Here is a 20,526-nt window from a genome sequence, read left to right as displayed (position 1 = left end):
GGCATGGTGAAAGGTTGGCGCTGCGGCTTCGACGTCACGGGCATACCGAGCCGGTCGGCATCCGCACCGCCACACCCTGGTGGACGGTGGCCGCGGCACCCGTGGCGGCGGCGTCATTCACCGTGGCGGCGACGTCCCACTGGGTGGCATTGCACAGCGAATTGCCGGCGTTGTTGCCGGCCGTGACGATGCCGGTGTTCTGCACGTTGCTGCCGACGAAGCAGGACACGTCGTCGGGATCGGCCAGGTCCAGCTCGACGTTCTTCATCGGCTTGCTGGCTACGCACTCCGGCTTGGCCACCTGGGCGATGTAGTCGGCCCGGCCATCGGCGCTGACGTCCACCGGCACGCTGAGTGCCGCCGGTGCCTTGGTGAAGTCGTCCGAGATCACCTGTTCAATGGCCTGCTGCGCGACGTCGCGCGCCTCCATCGCGTTTTGCTGGTTCGCCGCCACCTTGACGTTGATCAGTCCGGAGTTGACCATCGCCACCGCGATCAGCAAGAACAACACCATGAACACCAGGGTCACGACCAGCGTGACCCCGGTTTGCCTGCGGCGCGGCGCCGTGCCGGATGACCTTTTCATTGCATGCCTTGACGGTTTCGGGTGATGGCGGCCTTCGGCCTATTGCTCGCGCAGCCCGGCGACGTTGACCAGGCGCGCCACCTGGGCGTAGACATGGCGCTTGTAGCCGTCGTTGAAGGGTCCGCTCGCCATCGCGCGGCCCAGGTCGTAGGTGCGGTTGTCAGCCTGGCCGCCGGAAGGCCGCAGCGTGCGGGCCAGCACGTCGACACGCACGGTGGTGACGTTGCCCCAGTTGGCGAGCGCATTGGTCCAGTCGTAGCCCGGCACGACCGCACAGGCGGCGGCGTTGTTGGCGCCCGGGTCTTCCACGTAGCAGTCGGCGGAGCCATTGCTGTCGAGATCCATGCCGTAGCGGACATGCATGTCCTGCACGCCCTGCGCGACCGAGCGTGCCTGGAATGCGCCATTGACCAGCTCTGCCATCTTCAGGGTGGGAATGCCGTCGCCGCCGTTGGTGCAGCGGTCGCAGCCGGCAAGGTAGAAGACGCGCACCACGGCCTGGCGCAGTTCCGCGCGCATGCCGGGATCGCAAGCCTTGGTGCGCAGCGGGAAAGCCGCGGCCGCGCTGGCGTCGAAAACGAAAGACACACTGTCGTCGGGACAGGCAGAGACCTGCAGGTAGGGCACGCCGGGCACCGGCGCCGCCACAGGGGTGGTCGACACGCGTCGGACCACCAGCACTTCCGAGTTGGCCGACATATCGGGAAGGCACGGAGCCACCACGCCCGGGGCATAGCCGGCTAGCGCCAGCGGCACGGTGGTGCCGGCATCGAATCCCAATGCCGCTGGATCGGTGGCACACAGCGCCGGACCCGCAAGGGTCGCGCCGCGCGCAATGCTGCCCACACCAAAGAACCCCGCCAGCTCCACCTCGCGCCGGATCTGCTCCAGCGCGTAGCGCCCGTTCTCCACCTGTTCGGCCGATTTGGCGAACTCGGTGCGCGACAGGCTGTTGGCGTAATACAGGCTCGCCAGCGCGGTCAGCAGCACCAGGCCGATGGTGATGCCGATCATCAGCTCGATCAGCGAGATGCCGCGCTGGCGGCGCAGGCGCGTGGCGCGGGCCCGGGATGAAGGCACGGAAAAATGCGGCGCGGTCATGACACGGTCCCGAGGGTGCCGATGCGGATCTGCGTACTGACCGCGCGGCGATAGGCGTCGTTGCCGTACTGGTTCTTGCCGCATCCGAGCGCCGGCGCGGCCGTGGTGGCCAGCCCCTGCCACGCCACGGTGATGCGGTAGACCTGGTTGACCGCGTCGACGGTCTCGATGCAGCCGCGCGCGCCGATCATCGCGCCCACCGCTTGCGCGGGATCGACTGCGCTGGCGCCCGGACGCATCTCGGCGTTGCCGAGCAGGGCCGCATTCCAGGCTTGCAGGTCGGCGTTGGCGGTGGCGTTCTGCGCGGCGCTGCCCTGTGTGCATGCGGCCGGCGGCGCGGCCGCGCTGCCCAGCTGCATGCCGGCGGCGCCGTTGGCATAGCACGCTGCCACCTGCCGGTTGGCGTTCAGGCGCGCGGCCATGTCCTGCAGCAGCGCCAGCGCCTGCACGCGCTGGTAGGACTCCATCTCGGTCTGGCCCGAGCGCGCCACCAGTCCGGCGGTGCCCAGCAGCGCGACCAGCAGGATCACCACCGCCACCAGCACTTCGATCAGCAGGAAGCCGGCCTGCGCGCGGCGCGCCGGCCCGCGCCACCGCGGCTTCGCGATGCGCGTCATGTGCAGGCTCCGTTGGTGGAGGCAATGCGGCCGGTCTCACTGACCTGCACGCACACGCGCGTGGTGGCCGAGGTATCGCCGCCGTGCGCGAACTCGAAGGTCATCGCCGCGCCGGTCAGCCGGCCGTCGTTGCCGACTGCCAGACCGCCGGCCGCACTGGGCGTAATGGCCACCCCGCCATAGGGCCCGAACGAACGTACCGTCTCGGCGCCCGCGCTCACGGTCCACCCTGCCGTCCACGCGGCGCCGGCCGGGGCCAGCGACACCGTGGCATTGCGCTTGACCGCTTCGCTGCGCGCCAGCACCAGCGCTGAAGCGAGATCGAGCGAAGCGCTGCGCACGCGCTGGCTGGCGAGCAGCGCGGCAAAGGAAGGCGCCGCCGCGACCGCCAGGATCGCAAGAACCGACAAGGCGCACAGCAGCTCGATCAGCGTAAAGCCGCGGCGTGCGCGCCGCCGGCGATCATTCGCGCGGGACAGATCGGGCCGCATGGTCAGTTCCAGCAGTCGGTGCCGGCGCCCGACGCGGACTTGGCGCCGGCACTGGTCAGCGTCAGCGTGCCGCAATCGGTGTCGCTGAGCTGGCTGCCCTTGGGCGTGGCGACGATGCTGTAGCGCGGCGGCGGCGCCGCGCCCGGTGTCACCGTGACGTCGTAGCGCGTGGCCAGACCGGCAGGCACCGACATGCCGAGCGCGTCGAGGTCGGCGGCATAGGCGCGGTTGTCGACCAGGAAGCGCTCCTGCGCGCCCGAGACCTCCAGCATGAAGGACTCGATCGCCGCGCGGTTGGAGCGCACGACATAACGGCTGTAGTTGGGAATGGCAACGGCGGCAAGAATGGCGATGACCGCCACGGTGATCATTACTTCGATCAGCGTGAAGCCATGCGGCGGCCTGCCCCGGCATGGCATGCCGGCAGCCCCCTGAGTCCCGTCGGCCCGGATTCCTGCGTAGGATCCGACCCCCGGGATGACCCTGAATATGACCCGAAACGGCGGGTTGACCCTCCCACCGTGTCGCACTGCCGGGCTTCTGTGTCCCATGCTCGCGCTCCGCTACTCATTATGTTCCGGACGACCGAATTCCGGAGGTTATGGCGCGGAGTGTAAGTCACGATCTGTTAAGCAGGTAAGGAAAATACGATGCGGGCGGGCCGGCGTTGTAGCGAAGTGACAGTGGCGTGGCCGCGTGTCATCAGGGCTAAAGATTGCGCCCGGCGCGGTCGTTAATCCGGCGCCATCGCTTCACCGGTGCGCAGGCGGCCGCACCTGTGCAACAATCGTTACATCCTTGAAGCCGGAGCCACCATGCCGTCCGATCCCCCCGCCGCATCCCGGCCCGGGACACCAACGCCAACATCGCCACCAGCGCCGCCCCACGACCTGGAGGCATTGCTGGAATTGCTGCGCCGCGGCTTTCCCGCCCTCAGCACGCAGTTCCAGGGCGGTGCCCGCTACCTGCTCGACCATCCGCAGGACGTGCCGGTGCTGTCGATGCGCAAGATCGCGGCCAGCGCCGGGGTGCAGCCCGCCACCCTGGTGCGGCTGTCGCAGCATCTGGGCTTCGAGGGTTGGCAGGCCATGCGCGAGCTGTTTGTCGAAGCGCTGCGCGGCGGCACCCAGCCGTATGCGCGGCGCGCGCGCAAGGTGGTACGCGAAAGCAGCGCCAGCCGCATGCTGGGCGAGATGCTCGAGGCACAGCACCACAACCTGGACCGGATCGCCGCCAGCAACGAGAAAACGCTGCCGCAAGCCGCCGAGCTGCTGTCGCACGCGGCCTGCGTGCATGTGGCGGGCTTCCGGGCATGCTTCCCGATCGCCTTCACCTTCCACTATGTCTACCGGCTATTCCGCAGCACCGTGAACCTGATCCGCGCCGATGCCGGCACGCTGGAGATGGAGCTGCGCGGGCTGGCGCCCAAGGATGCAGTGGTGGTGGTCAGCTTCGCCCCGTATTCGCAGGAGAGCATCCGCGTGGCCGGAGCCGCGCGCGAGTGCGGCTGCAAAGTGATCGCGCTGACCGACAGCACGGTGGCGCCGATCGCGCTGGCGGCGGACTGCACGCTGCTGTTCTCGGTCGAAAGCCCGTCGTTCTTCCCGTCGATCACGGCCGGCGTGGCCGTGGTCGAGGCGCTGGTCGAACAACTGCTGGCGCGCAAGGGCAAGGGCGCCATCCGCGCGCTGGAGCAGGCCGAGGGCGAATTGCACCGCACCGGCGCCTACGTGACCTCTGGCCACGGCTGAGCGCGCGGCCGGCCGAGATCGTGGCCGGCCGGCTTACTGCGTGCACTTCTCCCGATACGCCTGCTGCAGCGCCTGCTTCGGCCGGTCCCGTTCCAGCTCCGGCACCGTGCGGCCCTGGGCGGTTTCGATGGCCGACCCGGTGGCGCGGTACTCGCGCTTGGGCGCCTGCGCAATCTGCTCGGCCAGCGCGCGGCACTCGTCCGACTGGATGCTGGCCGGCGTCGCCGAGGGGTCGGGACGGTAAGGGCTGGTGCCTTGCTGCACGGCTTCATTGATGGCGGCGGCGGCACCGCCCTGGTCCTGCGTCTGCGCATGCGCGCCGCATGCCACCGCCAGGGCGCCAAGGGCGCAAAGGGCGACTAGGGCGGCAATGCGGTTCAGGATTCGCTGGCGTCTTGGCATGATGCGATGTCTCCTCTGGCTCGACGTTTCAGGCAAATACCGCGAGCTTAATCGTTCCCGCGCGGCCTGGCACTACCGGCATTTGCGGCACTTGCGACATTACCGGCCTGCGGGCCCTCTCCGGCTTCGGCTTGCTGCGCGGCCTCACGCCAGTCCTGGCGCTGCCGCCGCATCTGTCCCAGCGCCATGCGTGTCATGCTGGCCCACCCGGACGGCCGCGGATCCGCCAGCATGCTGAGCGCGCGGGCGTAATCGAGCGTCAGGCCCGGGGTCCAGGCCATGGTCTTGGCACGCTTGCGGATCTGCGCCGCCACCCATAGCTCGGGCGTGGTGAGCAGGCGCCACAGCGGCCGCCAGCCCCGCGCCTGGCGCCAGACCCGGGCCGATGCGCCTTCCAGCGCCGCTTCGAGCGCGTGCGAGACCGTGCTGGAGCAGTTGCGGTAGGTCAGGTTATAGGTGGTGTCCTGCCGGTACGCGTCCCAGAAGCGGCGCAGGCGCTCGGGGTCGTAGTTGCGGATGCGCACCTGTACCGTCGACGGGCACCAGGCGCGCGCCTCGGTCTGGTAGTCGGGCTGGTACTTGCCCGGCACGTCGTTCTCGCGGGTGGCGCGCAGGATGCGGGTGAATTCGTCCGGCGCGCGGTCGATCTCTTCGGCCGGGTACAGGCTGATGTAGATGCCTTCCGGCGATTCCAGCGCGGCATGGCCGGTGGAGATGACCCCGTCGCGGTCGACCGCGGCGATATAGCGGTCCACCAGCGGCTGGCGGCGCGCTTCGCCGCGGGCGGAGCCAACCGGGGTCCAGACGTGCACCGTCAGCGCAGGCTCGCCGGGCCCGGGCGGGCCGTCCCACAGCGTCAGTTCGGGCGCGTCGCTGGCCGTGTGGAGCGTCTGCGCGGTATCGGCCGGCACCGCATCGGCTTGGTCCATGCCGGGGTTGTGGTCCAGCCGGCGCAGGCGCGAGGCCAGCAGCAACAGGTTCCAGCCGCCGAAGATCAGCCCCAGGCCAAGGCAATACGGCACGGTGCCGACATAGTTGGTCGGGTACGGCTGATAGAAGAAGATCGCGACCAGGATCTCGAACACGCCCACGGCCATCGCCAGGCGCCAGGTGCGGAAGCGCACCACCCGCGCCGACACGATCTGCAGCAGCCCGTCGGCCAGGAACAGCGTGGCGAAGATCATCGACAGCACGAAGTGGCCGTGATGGTGGCCGGCCAGGATCAGCAACGCGGCAAAGCAGAACGATACGCCCTTGACCTGGCGCAGCGTGCGCTGCCCGCCGATGCCGCTGCGCGCCACCACCAGCGTGGCCAGGCCTTCGAGCAGCAGCACCACCGCGAACGGCGTCATCGGGAAGTAGATGGCGTTGTCCAGTGCATCGACGAACGCCACCACGCCCAGCAGCACGCTCACACAGCCCAGCCACAGCAGGCCGCGCCAGCGCGTGCGCAGGTAGTCGACGCCCAGCAGGATCATTACCAGTCTTGCCATGTCCGCTTATCCCCTTTTTTTGTTGGCCGCCGCTTGTTGTCGGCCGCAGCCCGTGGTTCGAGCACAGACGCAAAGCGCTGAGGAAGCCGGAACGATGCCGTCAGGCGCTAGCCGCGGCGATGCTCGCCGCCCTCCTCGCGCTCCAGTTCCCAGTCGCGGCGCATCATGACGTAGGTGAACGAGGTGGACCAGCCGATCAGGATCAGGCCGACCAGCGGCTCGATACTGGCGATCAGGCGGCTGGCGCCCACCGGCACGATATCGCCCAGGCTCTGCGTGGTAAAGGTTTCCAGCGCGAAGTAGGCGTACCGCAGCGCGCCCGGCTGCGCGCGCGCGGCCTCGACCCCGGGCACCGCCACCCCGGCCAGCCCGCCCAGCCCCAGCATGCGATCGGCAAACCAGAAGCCCGCGGCAAACACCAGCGCCTCGAGGCAATGGACCAGAATGATGCAGACGATCAGCACGCCGATATTCATGCGCCCGCTCCAGCGCCGCGGATGCATCGCGGACAGCAGGCGCAGCGCCTCGTAGTGGATGCCGACCACCGTCACGGTCAGCACGGCGGCGCACAGCAGGGCCAGCGAATAATGTTCGGCGGAGGTTTCCATGCGCGGGGGCGCTCCCGTATGACGTCAGTGCAGTCGGGATGGTACGGATCGGGACGGGCAAAAAAATGACGCCCTCCAAAATAACACCGGAAGGCGTGGGGGAAAACCAGGACGCGCTACGTGGCCCGCGCGCATCGTGCGCCGGCGGCCCTGGCAGAGGGTCAGGAGGCGGCCTGGCGGCCGCTGTTTTGCAAGGCGCGACGCGGCGCCGTGGTTCAGTTACCGGATTTGCACGACAGGTTCACGTACAGCCCGCCGCCCCAGTTGAAGCTGTTGTTGCCGCTGACCTGGACCTGGACCACGTCGTTGGCGGCGACCGGTGTGGTCGCCGGTGTCGAGCAGGTGCGCTCGCTGTTGTCGAGCGCGCATTGCGTCGCGTCGGTGATGGGCAGCACGTCGACCCGGTCCAGCGCCGTGCCGCTGGCGACACGGTGCGCCGTGACCGTGTACTTCGCCTTGGCCGGTACCTGGCCCGCCAGGATCGCGGTCAGCGTGAAGCCGCCCTCGCAGGCCACCGGCATCACCGCGCCGAAGTACGGGTCGCTGCTCTGCAGCGACAGCCCGGTACCGGTCATGACATAGGTGCCGACGCCGCCCGGCGGCGCCGTGACGGCGAAGTTGGCGGTGTAGACGGTGGCGCCCGTGCCGGGCTCGCCGGGGTCGCCGGGGTCGCCCTTGTCTCCCTTCTCGCCTTGCTCGCCCTGATCGCCCTGTTCGCCTTTCTCTCCGGCGGGACCGGGCGCACCGTCGGCACCTGCGGGGCCCGGGGGCCCGACCGGGCCGGTCAGGCCGACCACCGAGATCCCCGCCGGCCACCCGTCCGCCGTCTTCGGCCCGAACAGCGTGCTGGTGGCGGTATTCAGGTAGAAGCTGCCCACCGCGCCGTCCGCCGCGGTGGGATCGGCCGCGCCATGCAGCAGCGTCGCGCCCGGCGCCCCGGCCACGCCTTGCGGGCCGATCAGCGACACACCGGCGGGCCACTCGCCGCCGGCCTTCGGGCCGTACAGCGTCGAACTCGAGACATTGAGGTAGAAATCGCCATCGCTGCCCATGTCCGCGGTGGGCGCATTGGTGCCGGACAGCATGGTCTTGCCATCGGCGCCGGCGGGGCCGGGCACGCTGGCGGCCGGGCCAGCCCCCGCGGTGGTGGAATCGCCACCGCCGCCGCCGCAACCGGCGAGCAGGATGGCAAGGCACGCGAGCGGAAGCGCCGCGCGTTTCAGGTCGATCTGTTGCATGGTGGAAGCCCCCCGGTTTTCGTGGATTGAAGTCCCGGTGCGATGCCGGGTAGCTCCAATCTAGAAAGAGAGGCGACTGCAATAAATCGTGCATTGGCATGGGCTGTTTCAACCCTGAAGCGCCAGCCAGGACACAAAAAATACCCCGGTCATTGCCATGCCCGGCAGTCAGGTCAACCTGCAAAAAGGTCCGTGAAAATGCGGGGCCAGACCATCGGAATGGCCCGGTCGGGCCCCGGCGCCGGCTTCGGCCAAATGGTTGAATATCGGATGAATTGCGAACGGCAGCGCCAGTAATAGGCCGACGCGGCAGCGTTCAAAGAAGAAACAAAACCGCACGATTTACCCCTTTGAGAGGGTATGTTCCGTGGCGGCTGCGGCCCTGGCGCCGATGGCAGTGCCATGCACTATGCTGAAGACTCCAACAGTTCTGCGTGGAGGCCACCGTGCACAAGTTCCTTCCCATCGCCACGGCCATCGTGCTGTGCGGCGCCACCGGCATGGCATTCGCCCATAACTGTCCCAACGAGATGAAGGCCATCGATGCCAAGCTGTCGACCAACCCGAAGCTCTCTACGGAGGACGCCGCCAAGGTCTCCAAGCTGCGCGCCGACGGCGAGGCCTATCACAAGGCCGGCAAGCATGATGAATCGATGAAGTCGCTGCTCGAGGCGAAAAAGATCCTGGGTATCTGACAGCCGATGCCCGTCACAAAAAAACCGCCACGCGTCGGGCGTGGCGGTTTTTCAATTTCTGGCCTCAGGAGCCTGACCCGACCTGCTGGATCACGCCGTTGGGCGCCACCAGGTAATACTCTGCGCCGATCCCGACCCATCGCGTACCTTTGCGCGGCGCGGGCAGGTTGTACTGCTTGTAGTCGTCGATCACATACTGGCGGTCACGGAACTCGGTGGGCAGCCGGTCGCCCTTCTTCCACTGCTGCACCTGCACATAGGGCGAGCTCTGCGCCTCCGGCGCGGACGCCGGCATGGGTTCGGTCATCGGCCTGGACCTGGCACCGCCCTGCGCCATCGCGAACGGCGCCGCCAGCACGCTTGCCGCCAGCAACAACACTGGCATCGCTTTCTTGCTCTTCATCGTGATCTCCTTGCGTACGGGAAAACCGAACTGCCGGAGGATCCGACAGCATCTACCAGATTAGTCACAAATGCCGCCAAGCGGGCATCCGGCGGCCGTGGCGCGATGGGCAAGCGCGCGCGCGCGCGTGTTCACAATTGTTTGCCGGTCAGGCCCCCATTCGGGGGGGCGCCTCAGGCGCCACCCGTGTCTAGAATGCTCGCACAGAAACAATTTGTTACCAGCAGTTGCCGCCCAGCCCATTGCCGCGGGCCGCACTGCGGGCCCCGCCGACGGCGCCACACCGCGCCCGTGCGGCGCCGCTATCCATGTTCCCTGGCTTGCGCGCCTGGACGCGCTTCGCACCGCGGGCTTCATTCCCTGCCAGAGAACACCAAGACAGGGGACTCTCCGTGTTGCACGATGCCGGTCTATTCCTGGCACTGGTCAATCCCGCCATTGCCTTGCTGCTTGCCCTCTGCTTCCTGTTTGCATGGCACCATGAACGCACGCGGCCCCATCTGCTGCAGATGGGCGCCTGCTATCTGCTGGCCGCCGCGGCCATCGGCCTGCAAGTCCTGTGGCCGCCGCGCGCTGGCGGCGGGACCGCCACAGTCACCGGCGCGCTCTACCTGGGCAGCGCCGTGCTGCTGCTGCGCGGCATGCTGGCCCGCATCGGCGCGCGCCCCGACCGCTGCGCGGCGGTGGCGCTGCCGCTCGCGTTGTTCGGCATGGTGGCGTGGTTCGACCTGGTGTATCCGAGCCTGGTCGCGCGCATCTACGTCATCAATGTCGGCATCGCGCTGATCCTGCTGCCGGGGGTCGCGCCGCTGGCGCGGCTGCGCACCGGCCGCACCGTCGACCGGGTGCTGTTCTGGGTGTACCTGGTGTTCGCGCTGCAGTTCCTGCCGCGCACGCTGCTGGCGCTGGCGCCTGCGGCCGTGCACGATGCCGCCGTGCTGCCGACCGCCTACTGGCTATGGCTGCAAGCCACACTGGCCTTGCTGCTGCTGGCGCTCGGACTGGCCCTGCTGGCGGCGACCGCGCAGGACGTGATCGACGACCTGCGCCATGAACGCGATACCGATCCGCTGACCCAGCTGCACACGCGCCGCAGTCTCGAGACCCTGGCCGCGCGCCAGATCCCGCCGCGCCCGGGCGAGGCACTGAGCGTGCTGCTGTGCGACCTGGATTTCTTCAAGTTCATCAACGACAACTACGGCCACAGCGCCGGCGACGCGGTGCTGGCGCAGGTCGGCCGCGTCATCGCCGCGGGCATCCGCCGCCGCGATATCGCCGCGCGCCTGGGCGGCGAGGAATTCGTCGTGCTGCTGCCCGACACCCCGCACGAAGCGGCGCTGCAACTGGCCGAGCGGCTGCGCGAAACGCTCGAGCAGACCAGCATGGAGGCCCTGCCCGGCATGCGCAACGTGACCGCCAGCTTTGGCGTGGCCACCCTGCGGCCCGGCGAAGACCTGGAAGCGCTGCTGATGCGCGCGGACAACGTGCTGTACGCGGCCAAGAACAACGGCCGCAACTGTGTCGAGTGGGAGCGTGAGGCCGGCTTGCCGGCGCTGGTCTGAAACCTGTGGACGGTGGCCTCCCGGCAATGCGATGACTACGCGACCGCGTGCGTGCCGCCGGTATCGAACTCGGGACCGGCATAGTCTTCGTCCACCGCCACGCTGCCGTCGAGCAGGCGCTGGCTCCAGTGGTCGAGCGCCACGCGCGCGGCCTGGCTGACATGGCGGCCCTGTGCCAGCCGCACCGCGGCCGGCGTCTCGAGTCCGAACGCGCGCGCCGTGCCCCATACGATGCTGTCGCGCGCAAAATCCGTGATCGCGCGCTCGACGCACAAGCCGCTGTCTGCCACGGCCGAAGCCACGAACACCTCCGGGTGCCGGCGCGTCCAGTCGAGCACGTTGCCGATCTGGCGCACGCCGCCGGCGCGGCAGGCAGCGATAGCGCCGTCGCGGCCCCCGTCGATCATGGCAAAGACGATATCGGCGCCGGCCTGGGCCTGCGCGGTGACGGCGCGGCTGGCGAGTTCCGGATCATGCTGGTTGCCGCAGAAGGTGGTCAGCGCCGTCACGCCCGGCGCAGCAATGCGCACGCCATGGAGGAACGCCGCACGGCCCTTCAGGCCCGGGCGCACCTTTTCGCCGGACAGGTGCGCCACCACCCCGGTGCGCGAATCCGTTGCCGCCAGCACGCCGGCAAGGAAGGCGGACTGTTCCTGCAGCACGGTGTAGCTGGCGGTATTGGCACCCAGCACGCTGCCCTGCGTGACCACGAAACGGCGCAGCGGATGGCGCGCGGCGGCCACGGCGACAGGATAGTCGCCCTGGCCGCCGTGGGCGACGACCAGGTCCGGTTCGCTTTCGCACAGCGCGAGCACGGCGGCGGCGCGCGCCTGCGGGTCCGGGTCGGCAATCCATGCCACCGCGACATCGTGGCCGGCATCGCGCGCGCGCATGGCGCCGGCATGGCCGGCCTCGTTGAAGCTGCCACGTCCCTCGGGTCCGAACAGCACTACCTGGATGCGCGCGCTCATGACAGCGTCGCCCCGGTGGCCGCAACCACCGGCCCCCATGCCTGCACCTGCTGCCGCACGTAGGCGGCGAAGGCCTCGGGCCGTCGCTCGGCCAGCACGAAGCCCTGGGCTTCCAGGCGGCCGCGCACGGCCGGTTGTTGCAGGATGTCCTGCAGGGGCTGATGCAAGCGTTGCACGATGTCCTCGGGAAGATTGGCCGGCGCCGAGACGCCGACAAAGTTTTCGGCCACCAGGCCGGGATAGCCGGCTTGCGCCACGGTAGGCAGCCGCGGCGCCTGCGGCACCCGCTGGGCCGCGGTCACGGCCAGCAGGCGCAGGTCGCCGGATTGCAGGAACGGCAGGTTCTGCGGCAACGCGTCCACCGCGAACGGAATTTGCCCGCCGAGCAGGTCGGTGCGCATGGGCCCTGCGCCCTTGTACGGGACATGGGTCAGCTTCAGCCCGGCCTGCTGGCCGAACAGCTCGCCGACGATATGCGCCACCGACGCCGCGCCGCCGCTGCCGAACGGCACCGGATCGCGCTGCGCGCGGATCCACGCTGCCAGTTCCGCCAGGCTGCGCGCGGGCACCGACGGATGCACCGCGAACACCATCGGCACCGCGCCGATGTAATGCACATGGGTAAAGCTGTGCACCGGGTCGTAGCTGGGCCGCCGGAGCAGGAACGGCGAGATGCTCAGCGCGGCCGAGTTCGACATCAGCAGCGTGTAGCCATCGTTCGGCGCGGCGGCCACGGCCGCGGCGCCGATGGTGGAGCCCGCACCCGGGCGGTTGTCGGTGACGAACGGCTGCCCCAGCCGCTCTTGCAACAGCGGTGCCAGCAGGCGCGCGACGATGTCGCTGGATCCGCCGGGCGGGAACGTCACCACCAGCCGCACCGGATGCCGCGGCCATGCCGCGCCGCGCTCCGCACGCACGGGTAGCCCGGCCAGGGCTGGCAGCGCCAGCAGGCGCGCCATGCATTGTCTTCTGGAAACCACGATGCGTTCCTCGCCTTACAAGCGATGGCGCAGGCCGACGCCGCCGCCAAACTTGTTGCCGCGCACGCCCATGAAGGCCGGCAGCGCATAGGCACCGCTGATGCGGTTGAAGTCGGCTTCGGCGTAGACGCTGGTGCGCCGCGACAGCGCGTACTCGGCCACGCCGGTCAGCATCAGCCGATGGCCGCTGGCGGCAGTCTGCCGGTCATAGCCAGCGGCGATCGAGAGCGCCAGGGCGGGCGTCGCCTGCAGCGTGGCACCGCCGGTCAGCACATGGTTGCGGGTCGGGCCAAGGCGATAGCGGTGGTCCAGGTAGCCGAGCGCCAGCTTGACGCGGCCAAGCTGGCTGCTGCCGCCGATGCCCCAGATCGTGCGCGCTTCGGCGGTCGGCAGCGCATCGGTACGCTGCAGCAGTGCTCCCACGTCGGTCCGCGCCGTGGTCCAGGCCAGCGCCAGGCCCCGGCTGCTGCCCGCCGTCGCATCGCCAGGCACTTCGCCGAAGGTGTAGTGCGCCGCCGCCGAGAACGCGCCCAGCCGGCCCACGTACTTGACCATGTTGTCCTGCCGCGGACCGGTGTAGCCGTTGAGGATCGCCACCGCATCCAGGTTGGGATGGCCATAGGGCTGGAAGCGGAACGTGGCATCGTAGGCCGTGGTGAACTGGCGGCCGAAGGTCAGCTTGCCCCACGTCCGGTGCTCGATGCCCAGGTACGACTGGCGGCCGAACAAGCGGCCCCTGCCCTGCGTGCCGACTTGCCCGTAATTGGCGGTCGCCGTGCCCTGCAGCGAAGTGCCGGTGGTCAGGTCGAAACCGCTTTCCAGCGTGAACAGCGCAGCCCAGCCTCCGCCCAGCGCCTCGATGCCGCGCATGCCCCAGCGCGAGCCGCTGAAGTAGCCTTCGCCCAGCTCGGCCAGCCGCTGGTCCGCGCGGTTGTTGTCCGAGTAGCGCATCATGGTGTCGATCAGGCCATAGACCGAAACCGATGGTGCTGGCTGCGCGCGGACCGGATCGATGACACCGCAGCCCATGCCCGCCACCATGCCGGCCATTGCCACGGGCATGGCATAGCCGCGTCCTGCATTCCACACCCTCACGGGCACCTCCGTTTGCATACAAAATGAGAATGCAAAATATAGAGCTTGGCCGAGAGCGCGCATACGAATGTGTGCGCATGAGGTCATGCGGTTTGTGCGGGCTGTGCTGGGCCGCGCGGCCCGCTCGCACGTACCGGGCCCCAAAATGCAGAACCCCCGCAGGGCGGGGGTTCGATGGCAACTGGCAGGCTTCCGTCGCGCTGCTCAGAACGGAATATCGTCGTCCATATCCTCGAAGCCATTCGAGGCCGGCTGCTGCGGACGGCGTGCGGCGCCGCCCTGCTGGCCGCCACCGCCCTGGGCACCACGGCCGCCGCCATAGCCGCCGCCCGACGCTTCGCGCTGATAACCGCCGCCACCGCCACCGGCGCCGTAGCCGCCTTCATCACCGCCACCGCCGCCACCGCCCTGGCGCGAACCCAGCATCTGCATCTGGTCGGCAACGATCTCGGTGGAGTACTTGTCCTGGCCGGACTGGTCCTGCCACTTGCGGGTGCGGATGCGGCCCTCGATATAGACCGACGAGCCCTTGCGCAGGTACTGGGCGGCGATCTCGGCCAGCTTGCCGAACATCGCCACGCGGTGCCATTCGGTGGCTTCCTTCATCTCGCCGGACTGCTTGTCCTTGTAGCGGTCGGTGGTGGCCAGGCGCAGGTTGGTGACGGCGTCGCCGCTGGGCATGTAGCGCGTTTCGGGGTCTGCGCCGAGGTTGCCGACGAGAATGACTTTGTTGACCGATGCCATGTGAATGTTCTCCAAAAGCCACGCGCGGTGTTGAAAAGCGTGGCAATACGATAACGGTGAAAGCGGGTTGTAGTGTGACGCCGTAGTTTGACTCGATACGCCGGCGACGTAAACGAACATCGCGCCCCCGCCAGAATGCCGGGTGGCGCGATGATGCTAGGCCTCTTTCCGGCCCGAAAGCTTTACGAAATGATGCGAAACCAGCCGCCGACTCAGGCCGCGGTCGCCGGTGCGGCTTCCTGCCCGCGCGCCGGCGGCGACTTCATGCTCCAGGCGATTATAAGCCACAGCAACAACACCGCCGCGCAGCCGACGAACACGGCACTGCGGCCCTCGTGCTTGAGCAGCCAGCCGCCCGCGACACCGCCCAGGAACAGGCCCAGCGCCTGTGTGGTGTTGTAGACGCCGAGCGCCGCGCCGCGCGCGGCCGCGGCGTAGCGCGACACCAGCGACGGCTGCATCGCCTCCAGCACGTTGAAGGCAACGAAGAACAGCAGCAAGACCCCCACGATCGCCCACAGCCCGTGCACCGCGGCAAACAGCAGCTGCACCGCGGTCATCAGCGCGACCGCGCCCAGCAGCACCGGGCGCACGCGGCCATAGCGCTCGGCCGCCATCATCGGGCCCAGCATCAGCACGAACGACACCAGCACCACCGGCAGGTAGACCTTCCAGTGCTGATCCAGCGGCATGCCGGCATCGGCAAGCATCGCCGGCACCACCATGAACATCGCCACCTGCGACGCGTGCAGCGCCAGCACGCCGACGTTGAGCCGCGCCAGGTCGCCATTGAGCAGCACCTTGCGGAACGGCAGCCGCACCGGGTGCGGCGGCGGCGGGGTCGGCACCAGGAACACGGTCACGCCGATGGCGACCAGGCCCAGCACCGACATCAGCCCGAAGATGCCGGACATGCCGATGCTGTGCAGCAGCGGCGAGGCAATCACCAGCGACAGCGCGAAGGTCAGCCCGATGCTGCCGCCCACCATCGCCATGGCCTTGGTGCGATGGCGCTCGCGGGTCAGGTCGGCGATGCAGGCGGTGATGGCGGCGGAGATCGCGCCCATGCCCTGCAGCGCGCGTCCGGCGATGATGCCGGACAGCGTGTCGGAGAACGCTGCCACCAGGCCGCCGGCGATGAACAGCAGCAGGCCGCCCACCATCACCGGCTTGCGCCCGACGCGGTCGGACAGCCAGCCCAGCGGGATGTGCAGGAACGCCTGCATCAGGCCGTAGATGCCCATGGCCAGACCCACGCGCTGGGCGTCCTGCCCGTCGGGCAAGGCCCGGGCGTATTCGGCAAAGACCGGCAGGATCAGGAACAGGCCCAGCATGCGCAGGGCAAAGATGCTGGCCAGCGACACCGCGGCGCGCAGTTCAGCGCGCGTCATGCGTTCGCGCGCGGAGGCCTGGGATGCATCGGCGGCACCCGTTTCCGGGGAAGTGTCCGGGGAAGAAGACTGGATCGACGGCATTGCGATCGTGGGATCGTGTGGATTCGGGGTCGGGCTGGTTGCCGGTGGGCGGCAATGGTCGGGTCCGCTGGTAGCCGGACAACCCCGGAAACCGAAGTTGGGTATATTAACAGGTTTGCTCCTTCGCGCTTCCCGGGTCACCTGGCCATGCCGGCTGCCCCCGAGAGTGCGCCCGGGCGCGCATTCCGGCCGGGGCGGCCCGCCTGGCGACGACTTTTCGGCATATGGAAGAAATCAAGATCCGTGGGGCGCGTACCCACAACCTGAAGAACATCAATCTCGACCTGCCGCGCAACCGGCTGATCGTGATCACGGGCCTGTCCGGTTCGGGCAAGTCCTCGCTGGCCTTCGACACGCTCTATGCCGAGGGCCAGCGCCGCTACGTGGAATCGCTGTCCGCCTACGCGCGCCAGTTCCTGCAACTGATGGAAAAGCCCGACGTCGACCTGATCGAGGGGCTGTCGCCGGCGATTTCGATCGAGCAGAAAGCCACCAGCCACAACCCGCGCTCGACCGTCGGCACCGTCACCGAGATCCACGACTACCTGCGCCTGCTGTACGCGCGCGCCGGCACCCCCTACTGCCCCGACCACAACCTGCCGCTGCAGGCGCAGAGCGTGTCGCAGATGGTCGACGCGGCGCTGGCGCTGCCGGAAGACACCAAGCTGATGATCCTGGCACCGGTGGTGGTCGACCGCAAGGGCGAGCACTCCGACCTGTTCGACAGCATGCAGGCGCAGGGCTTCGTACGCTTTCGCATCCGCTCGGGCGGCGGCACCGCGCACGAGGCGCAGGCCCGGGTCTACGAGGTCGACGCGCTGCCCAAGCTGAAGAAGACCGAAAAGCACAGCATCGACGTGGTGGTCGACCGGGTCAAGGTGCGCGCCGACATCAAGCAGCGCCTGGCCGAGTCGTTCGAGACCGCGCTGCGGCTGGCCGACGGCCGCGCGCTGGCGCTGGAGATGGACAGCGGCAAGGAGCACACCTTCAGCTCGCGCTTTGCCTGCCCGATCTGCTCGTACTCGCTGCAGGAGCTGGAGCCGCGCCTGTTCTCGTTCAACAACCCCATGGGCGCGTGCCCGAGCTGCGACGGGCTGGGACAGATCACGTTCTTCGACCCGAAGCGCGTGGTGGCCTTCCCCAACCTGTCGCTGGCGTCGGGCGCGATCAAGGGCTGGGACCGCCGCAACCAGTTCTACTTCCAGATGCTGCAGAGCCTGGCGGCGTACTACGAGTTCGACACCGACACCGCCTTCGAGGACCTGCCCGAGAACGTGCAGCAGGTGGTGCTGCACGGCTCGGGCGAACAGGAAATCCCGTTCACCTATATCAACGAACGCGGCCGCACCACGGTGCGCGAGCATGTGTTCGAAGGGATCATCCCCAACCTGGAACGCCGCTACCGCGAGACCGATTCGGTCGCGGTGCGCGAGGAACTGGCCAAGTACCAGAACAACCAGCCCTGCCCGGCCTGCCACGGCACCCGCCTGCGCACCGAGGCGCGCCACGTCAAGCTGGGCGACGGCGAGCAAGCGCGCGCGATCTTCGAGATCAACGGCTGGCCGCTGCGCGACGCGCTGACCTACTTCCTGACGCTGGACATGCACGGCGCCAAGCGCGAGATCGCCGACAAGATCGTCAAGGAGATCACCGCGCGGCTGAACTTCCTCAACAACGTCGGGCTGGATTACCTGTCGCTGGAGCGCAGCGCCGATACGCTGTCAGGCGGCGAGGCCCAGCGCATCCGGCTGGCATCGCAGATCGGCTCGGGCCTGACCGGCGTGATGTACGTGCTGGACGAGCCCTCGATCGGCCTGCACCAGCGCGACAACGACCGCCTGATCGGCACGCTCAAGCACCTGCGCGACATCGGCAACTCGGTGCTGGTGGTCGAGCATGACGAAGACATGATCCGCGCCTGCGACTACGTGGTCGATATCGGCCCCGGCGCCGGCGTGCACGGCGGCATGATCGTGGCCGAGGGCACGCCGCGGCAGATCGAGGCATCGCCGGCTTCACTGACGGGGCAGTACCTGTCCGGCCAGCGCCGCATCGAAGTGCCGAAGCAACGCACCGCGCCCGACGACGAGCGGCTGCTGCGCATCGTCAACGCCAGCGGCAACAACCTGCGCAATGTCACCGCCGAAGTGCCGGTGGGGCTGCTGACCTGCATCACCGGCGTGTCCGGCTCGGGCAAGTCGACGCTGATCAACGACACGCTCTACCACGCGGTGGCGCGCCACCTGTACGGCTCGACTCCCGAGCCGGCGGCGCACGACCGCATCGAGGGGCTGGAGCACTTCGACAAGGTTATCAACGTCGACCAGAGCCCGATCGGCCGCACCCCGCGCTCGAATCCGGCCACCTACACCGGCCTGTTCACGCCGATCCGCGAACTGTTCGCCGGCGTGCCGTCGGCCAAGGAACGCGGCTACGATCCGGGCCGGTTCTCGTTCAACGTCAAGGGCGGGCGCTGCGAATCGTGCCAGGGCGACGGCGTGCTCAAGGTCGAGATGCACTTCCTGCCCGACGTGTACGTGCCCTGCGACGTCTGCCACGGCAAGCGCTACAACCGCGAGACGCTGGAGGTGCTGTACAAGGGCAAGAACATCTCCGAGGTGCTCGACCTGACCGTCGAGCAGGCGCATGAGTTCTTCAGCGCGGTGCCGGTGGTGCGGCGAAAGCTGCAGACCCTGCTCGACGTGGGCCTGGGCTATATCCGCCTGGGACAATCGGCGACCACGCTGTCCGGCGGCGAGGCGCAGCGCGTGAAACTGTCGCTGGAGCTGTCCAAGCGCGATACCGGGCGCACGCTCTACATCCTGGACGAGCCCACCACCGGCCTGCACTTCCACGATATCGAACTGCTGCTCAAGGTCATCCACAAGCTGCGCGACCAGGGCAATACCGTCGTCATCATCGAGCACAACCTCGACGTCATCAAGACCGCCGACTGGCTGATCGACATGGGGCCCGAAGGCGGCGCCGGCGGCGGCCAGGTAATCGCTCGCGGCACGCCGGAGGCGGTGGCGAAGAGCAAGGCGAGTTTTACGGGGAAGTATCTGGCGCCGTTGCTAAAGCGCGCGTGATGCGCGGATCGGCCGGCGGGCCGAGGCTCAATCCAGCCCCGCGGCCGGCAACACCCGCGCGCGCCTCGCCGCGCCACCCTGCGGCAACTCGATCACCACGCCGCCCCCGCTGTCGGCACCATGACCTGTCAATGCGGTGATGACCACCTGGTGCGTGACCATCAGGTAGGGCCCGCCGCGCGGGTCGAGCCCGTCGATCAGCCGCGACAGTTGCGCGACCTGCGCGTCGCGCCGCTGCGCATCCGCGCCGAAGAATGAATTGAGCAGCGGCTGCACCTGCACCGGTCCCAGCCCCATTAGCCGCGCCGTGTCCTGGCAGCGGCACCAGGCGCTGCTCCACACCTGCGTCGGCCGGAAGCCGGCGGCCTTCCAGCTCGCTCCCAGCCGCGCCGCCTGCTCGCGTCCGCGCGCGTCGAGGTTGCGCTGGGTGGCGCAATCCGCCAGCCGGAAGCCGGGCGGGTCGCCCACGCCCGGCGCGCTGGCATGGCGCAACACCACCACGACATTCGGGTGCCGAAGTTCGCTCACCGCGATCTCGCGCTGTGATCCCGGAGCGACCTGCGCGGCAGCAAGCGTCGGAACGATGGCAAGCATGGCAAGCCATCTGCAACAGGCGGGCATGGACGGCTCCTGGGATGGTGGGCCAACTCATCCGGTATAGCAGGCGCTGGCTTGCTTTCGCTACCTCGCGCCCTACCATGAAGCGGACGGCGACACCCATCGCACAGGAGCCACGCCATGGAACTGACGGTTGTACCGGTCACCAAGCCGGAAGCCACCAACTTCATCTTTGGCCAGTCGCATTTCATCAAGACCGTGGAAGACCTGCACGAGGCGCTGGTGGGCACGGTGCCCGGCATCCGCTTCGGGCTGGCGTTCTGCGAGGCGTCGGGCAAGCGGCTGGTGCGCTGGTCGGGCACCGACGAGCACCTGATCGACATGGCCTGCGAAAACGCGCGCGCCATCGGCGCGGGCCACAGCTTCCTGATCTTCCTCGGTGACGGTTTCTTCCCGGTGAACGTGCTGGGCGCGGTGCGCGCGGTGCCGGAGGTTTGCCGGATCTACTGCGCGACCGCGAACCCGACGCAGGTGATCATCGCGCAGACGGATGTGGGGCGCGGCGTGGTGGGAGTGATCGACGGCGCCTCGCCCGTGGGGATCGAGACCGAGGCCGATGTGGCGGAGCGCAAGGCCTTGCTGCGCAAGTTCGGCTACAAGCTGTAGC

At 68.6% G+C, this 20,526-nt stretch carries 21 protein-coding genes; 5 read left to right on the top strand and 16 right to left on the bottom strand.

The features are described 5' to 3' along the window. Positions 1-34: 34 nt before the first annotated feature. The 5 genes from ACEI37_RS12900 to ACEI37_RS12880 are packed head-to-tail and all read right to left on the bottom strand — an operon-like array spanning position 35 to position 3,214. A complete protein-coding gene (locus tag ACEI37_RS12900) occupies positions 35-586 on the bottom strand; it encodes a pilus assembly protein (RefSeq protein ID WP_373379211.1) in 552 nt (183 codons plus the stop codon). 39 nt (positions 587-625) lie between these two features. After that, a complete protein-coding gene (locus ACEI37_RS12895; RefSeq protein WP_373379210.1) occupies positions 626-1,687 on the bottom strand; it encodes a PilW family protein in 1,062 nt (353 codons plus the stop codon). After that, complete coding sequence (gene pilV / locus ACEI37_RS12890) at positions 1,684-2,304, bottom strand: type IV pilus modification protein PilV (protein WP_373379209.1); 621 nt, start codon at positions 2,302-2,304, stop codon at positions 1,684-1,686. The genes ACEI37_RS12895 and pilV overlap by 4 nt, the downstream gene beginning before the upstream one ends. Continuing rightward, on the bottom strand, positions 2,301-2,795 hold the full coding sequence (locus ACEI37_RS12885; protein ID WP_373379208.1) for a GspH/FimT family pseudopilin: 495 nt from the start codon (positions 2,793-2,795) through the stop codon (positions 2,301-2,303). Before ACEI37_RS12885 ends, pilV begins: the two co-directional genes overlap by 4 nt. A 2-nt stretch (positions 2,796-2,797) precedes the next feature. Continuing rightward, complete coding sequence (locus ACEI37_RS12880; protein ID WP_373379207.1) at positions 2,798-3,214, bottom strand: type IV pilin protein; 417 nt, start codon at positions 3,212-3,214, stop codon at positions 2,798-2,800. A 396-nt stretch (positions 3,215-3,610) separates the two neighbouring features. Here ACEI37_RS12880 and ACEI37_RS12875 point away from each other — a divergent pair, with 396 nt between their 5' ends. Further along, complete coding sequence (locus ACEI37_RS12875) at positions 3,611-4,546, top strand: MurR/RpiR family transcriptional regulator (RefSeq protein WP_373379206.1); 936 nt, start codon at positions 3,611-3,613, stop codon at positions 4,544-4,546. A 33-nt stretch (positions 4,547-4,579) separates the two neighbouring features. Here the strand turns inward: ACEI37_RS12875 and ACEI37_RS12870 are convergent, their stop codons facing one another. From ACEI37_RS12870 to ACEI37_RS12855, 4 genes are all read right to left on the bottom strand, one after another. Next, positions 4,580-4,948, bottom strand: coding sequence for a hypothetical protein (locus tag ACEI37_RS12870; protein WP_373379205.1), 369 nt, complete (start codon positions 4,946-4,948; stop codon positions 4,580-4,582). 47 nt (positions 4,949-4,995) lie between these two features. Then, positions 4,996-6,441, bottom strand: a complete 1,446-nt coding sequence (locus tag ACEI37_RS12865; RefSeq protein ID WP_373379204.1) for an HdeD family acid-resistance protein — start codon at positions 6,439-6,441, stop codon at positions 4,996-4,998. Positions 6,442-6,548: 107 nt separating this feature from the next. Further along, positions 6,549-7,049, bottom strand: coding sequence for an ion channel (locus ACEI37_RS12860; RefSeq protein WP_373379203.1), 501 nt, complete (start codon positions 7,047-7,049; stop codon positions 6,549-6,551). 215 nt (positions 7,050-7,264) lie between these two features. Further along, a complete protein-coding gene (locus ACEI37_RS12855; protein WP_373379202.1) occupies positions 7,265-8,287 on the bottom strand; it encodes a collagen-like protein in 1,023 nt (340 codons plus the stop codon). A 446-nt stretch (positions 8,288-8,733) separates the two neighbouring features. On the opposite strand from ACEI37_RS12855, the gene ACEI37_RS12850 reads away from it, so the two are divergent. Continuing rightward, the gene (locus tag ACEI37_RS12850) at positions 8,734-8,982 is read left to right on the top strand and encodes a hypothetical protein (protein WP_116381887.1); all 249 of its coding nucleotides are present in this window, start codon (positions 8,734-8,736) and stop codon (positions 8,980-8,982) included. Positions 8,983-9,046: 64 nt separating this feature from the next. Here ACEI37_RS12850 and ACEI37_RS12845 read toward each other — a convergent pair whose 3' ends face one another. After that, a complete protein-coding gene (locus ACEI37_RS12845) occupies positions 9,047-9,385 on the bottom strand; it encodes an RcnB family protein (RefSeq protein ID WP_373379201.1) in 339 nt (112 codons plus the stop codon). A 392-nt stretch (positions 9,386-9,777) separates the two neighbouring features. On the opposite strand from ACEI37_RS12845, the gene ACEI37_RS12840 reads away from it, so the two are divergent. Next, on the top strand, positions 9,778-10,947 hold the full coding sequence (locus tag ACEI37_RS12840) for a diguanylate cyclase (RefSeq protein WP_373379199.1): 1,170 nt from the start codon (positions 9,778-9,780) through the stop codon (positions 10,945-10,947). 35 nt (positions 10,948-10,982) lie between these two features. On the opposite strand, the gene ACEI37_RS12835 is transcribed toward ACEI37_RS12840, so the two are convergent. The 5 genes from ACEI37_RS12835 to ACEI37_RS12815 form a co-directional block, all read right to left on the bottom strand. Next, a complete protein-coding gene (locus ACEI37_RS12835; protein WP_373379198.1) occupies positions 10,983-11,918 on the bottom strand; it encodes a BMP family ABC transporter substrate-binding protein in 936 nt (311 codons plus the stop codon). Continuing rightward, on the bottom strand, positions 11,915-12,877 hold the full coding sequence (locus tag ACEI37_RS12830; RefSeq protein WP_373379197.1) for a Bug family tripartite tricarboxylate transporter substrate binding protein: 963 nt from the start codon (positions 12,875-12,877) through the stop codon (positions 11,915-11,917). Before ACEI37_RS12830 ends, ACEI37_RS12835 begins: the two co-directional genes overlap by 4 nt. 36 nt (positions 12,878-12,913) lie before the next feature. After that, entirely contained in the window at positions 12,914-13,960 is a 1,047-nt protein-coding gene (locus ACEI37_RS12825; protein ID WP_373379196.1) for a porin, read from the bottom strand. 237 nt (positions 13,961-14,197) lie between these two features. After that, positions 14,198-14,737 (bottom strand): single-stranded DNA-binding protein, encoded by a 540-nt coding sequence (locus ACEI37_RS12820; RefSeq protein ID WP_373379195.1) that lies wholly within the window; start codon positions 14,735-14,737, stop codon positions 14,198-14,200. Positions 14,738-14,949: 212 nt separating this feature from the next. Then, complete coding sequence (locus ACEI37_RS12815; protein WP_373379194.1) at positions 14,950-16,212, bottom strand: MFS transporter; 1,263 nt, start codon at positions 16,210-16,212, stop codon at positions 14,950-14,952. 224 nt (positions 16,213-16,436) lie between these two features. Here ACEI37_RS12815 and uvrA point away from each other — a divergent pair, with 224 nt between their 5' ends. Further along, positions 16,437-19,301, top strand: a complete 2,865-nt coding sequence (gene uvrA, locus ACEI37_RS12810) for an excinuclease ABC subunit UvrA (protein WP_373379193.1) — start codon at positions 16,437-16,439, stop codon at positions 19,299-19,301. A gap of 27 nt (positions 19,302-19,328) precedes the next feature. On the opposite strand, the gene ACEI37_RS12805 is transcribed toward uvrA, so the two are convergent. After that, positions 19,329-19,895, bottom strand: a complete 567-nt coding sequence (locus ACEI37_RS12805; RefSeq protein WP_373379192.1) for a histidine phosphatase family protein — start codon at positions 19,893-19,895, stop codon at positions 19,329-19,331. A gap of 144 nt (positions 19,896-20,039) precedes the next feature. Between ACEI37_RS12805 and ACEI37_RS12800 the strand changes: the two genes are divergently transcribed. Beyond that, positions 20,040-20,525: an adenosine-specific kinase gene (locus tag ACEI37_RS12800; RefSeq protein WP_373379191.1), complete on the top strand. Its 486-nt coding sequence runs from the start codon at positions 20,040-20,042 to the stop codon at positions 20,523-20,525. Position 20,526: the final 1 nt, after the last annotated feature.

The organism is Cupriavidus nantongensis (assembly GCF_041726985.1).
Classification (GTDB): domain Bacteria; phylum Pseudomonadota; class Gammaproteobacteria; order Burkholderiales; family Burkholderiaceae; genus Cupriavidus; species Cupriavidus nantongensis_A.
Note: the sequence above shows the minus strand (reverse complement) of the source record. Positions and strands in the feature narration are given on the sequence as shown.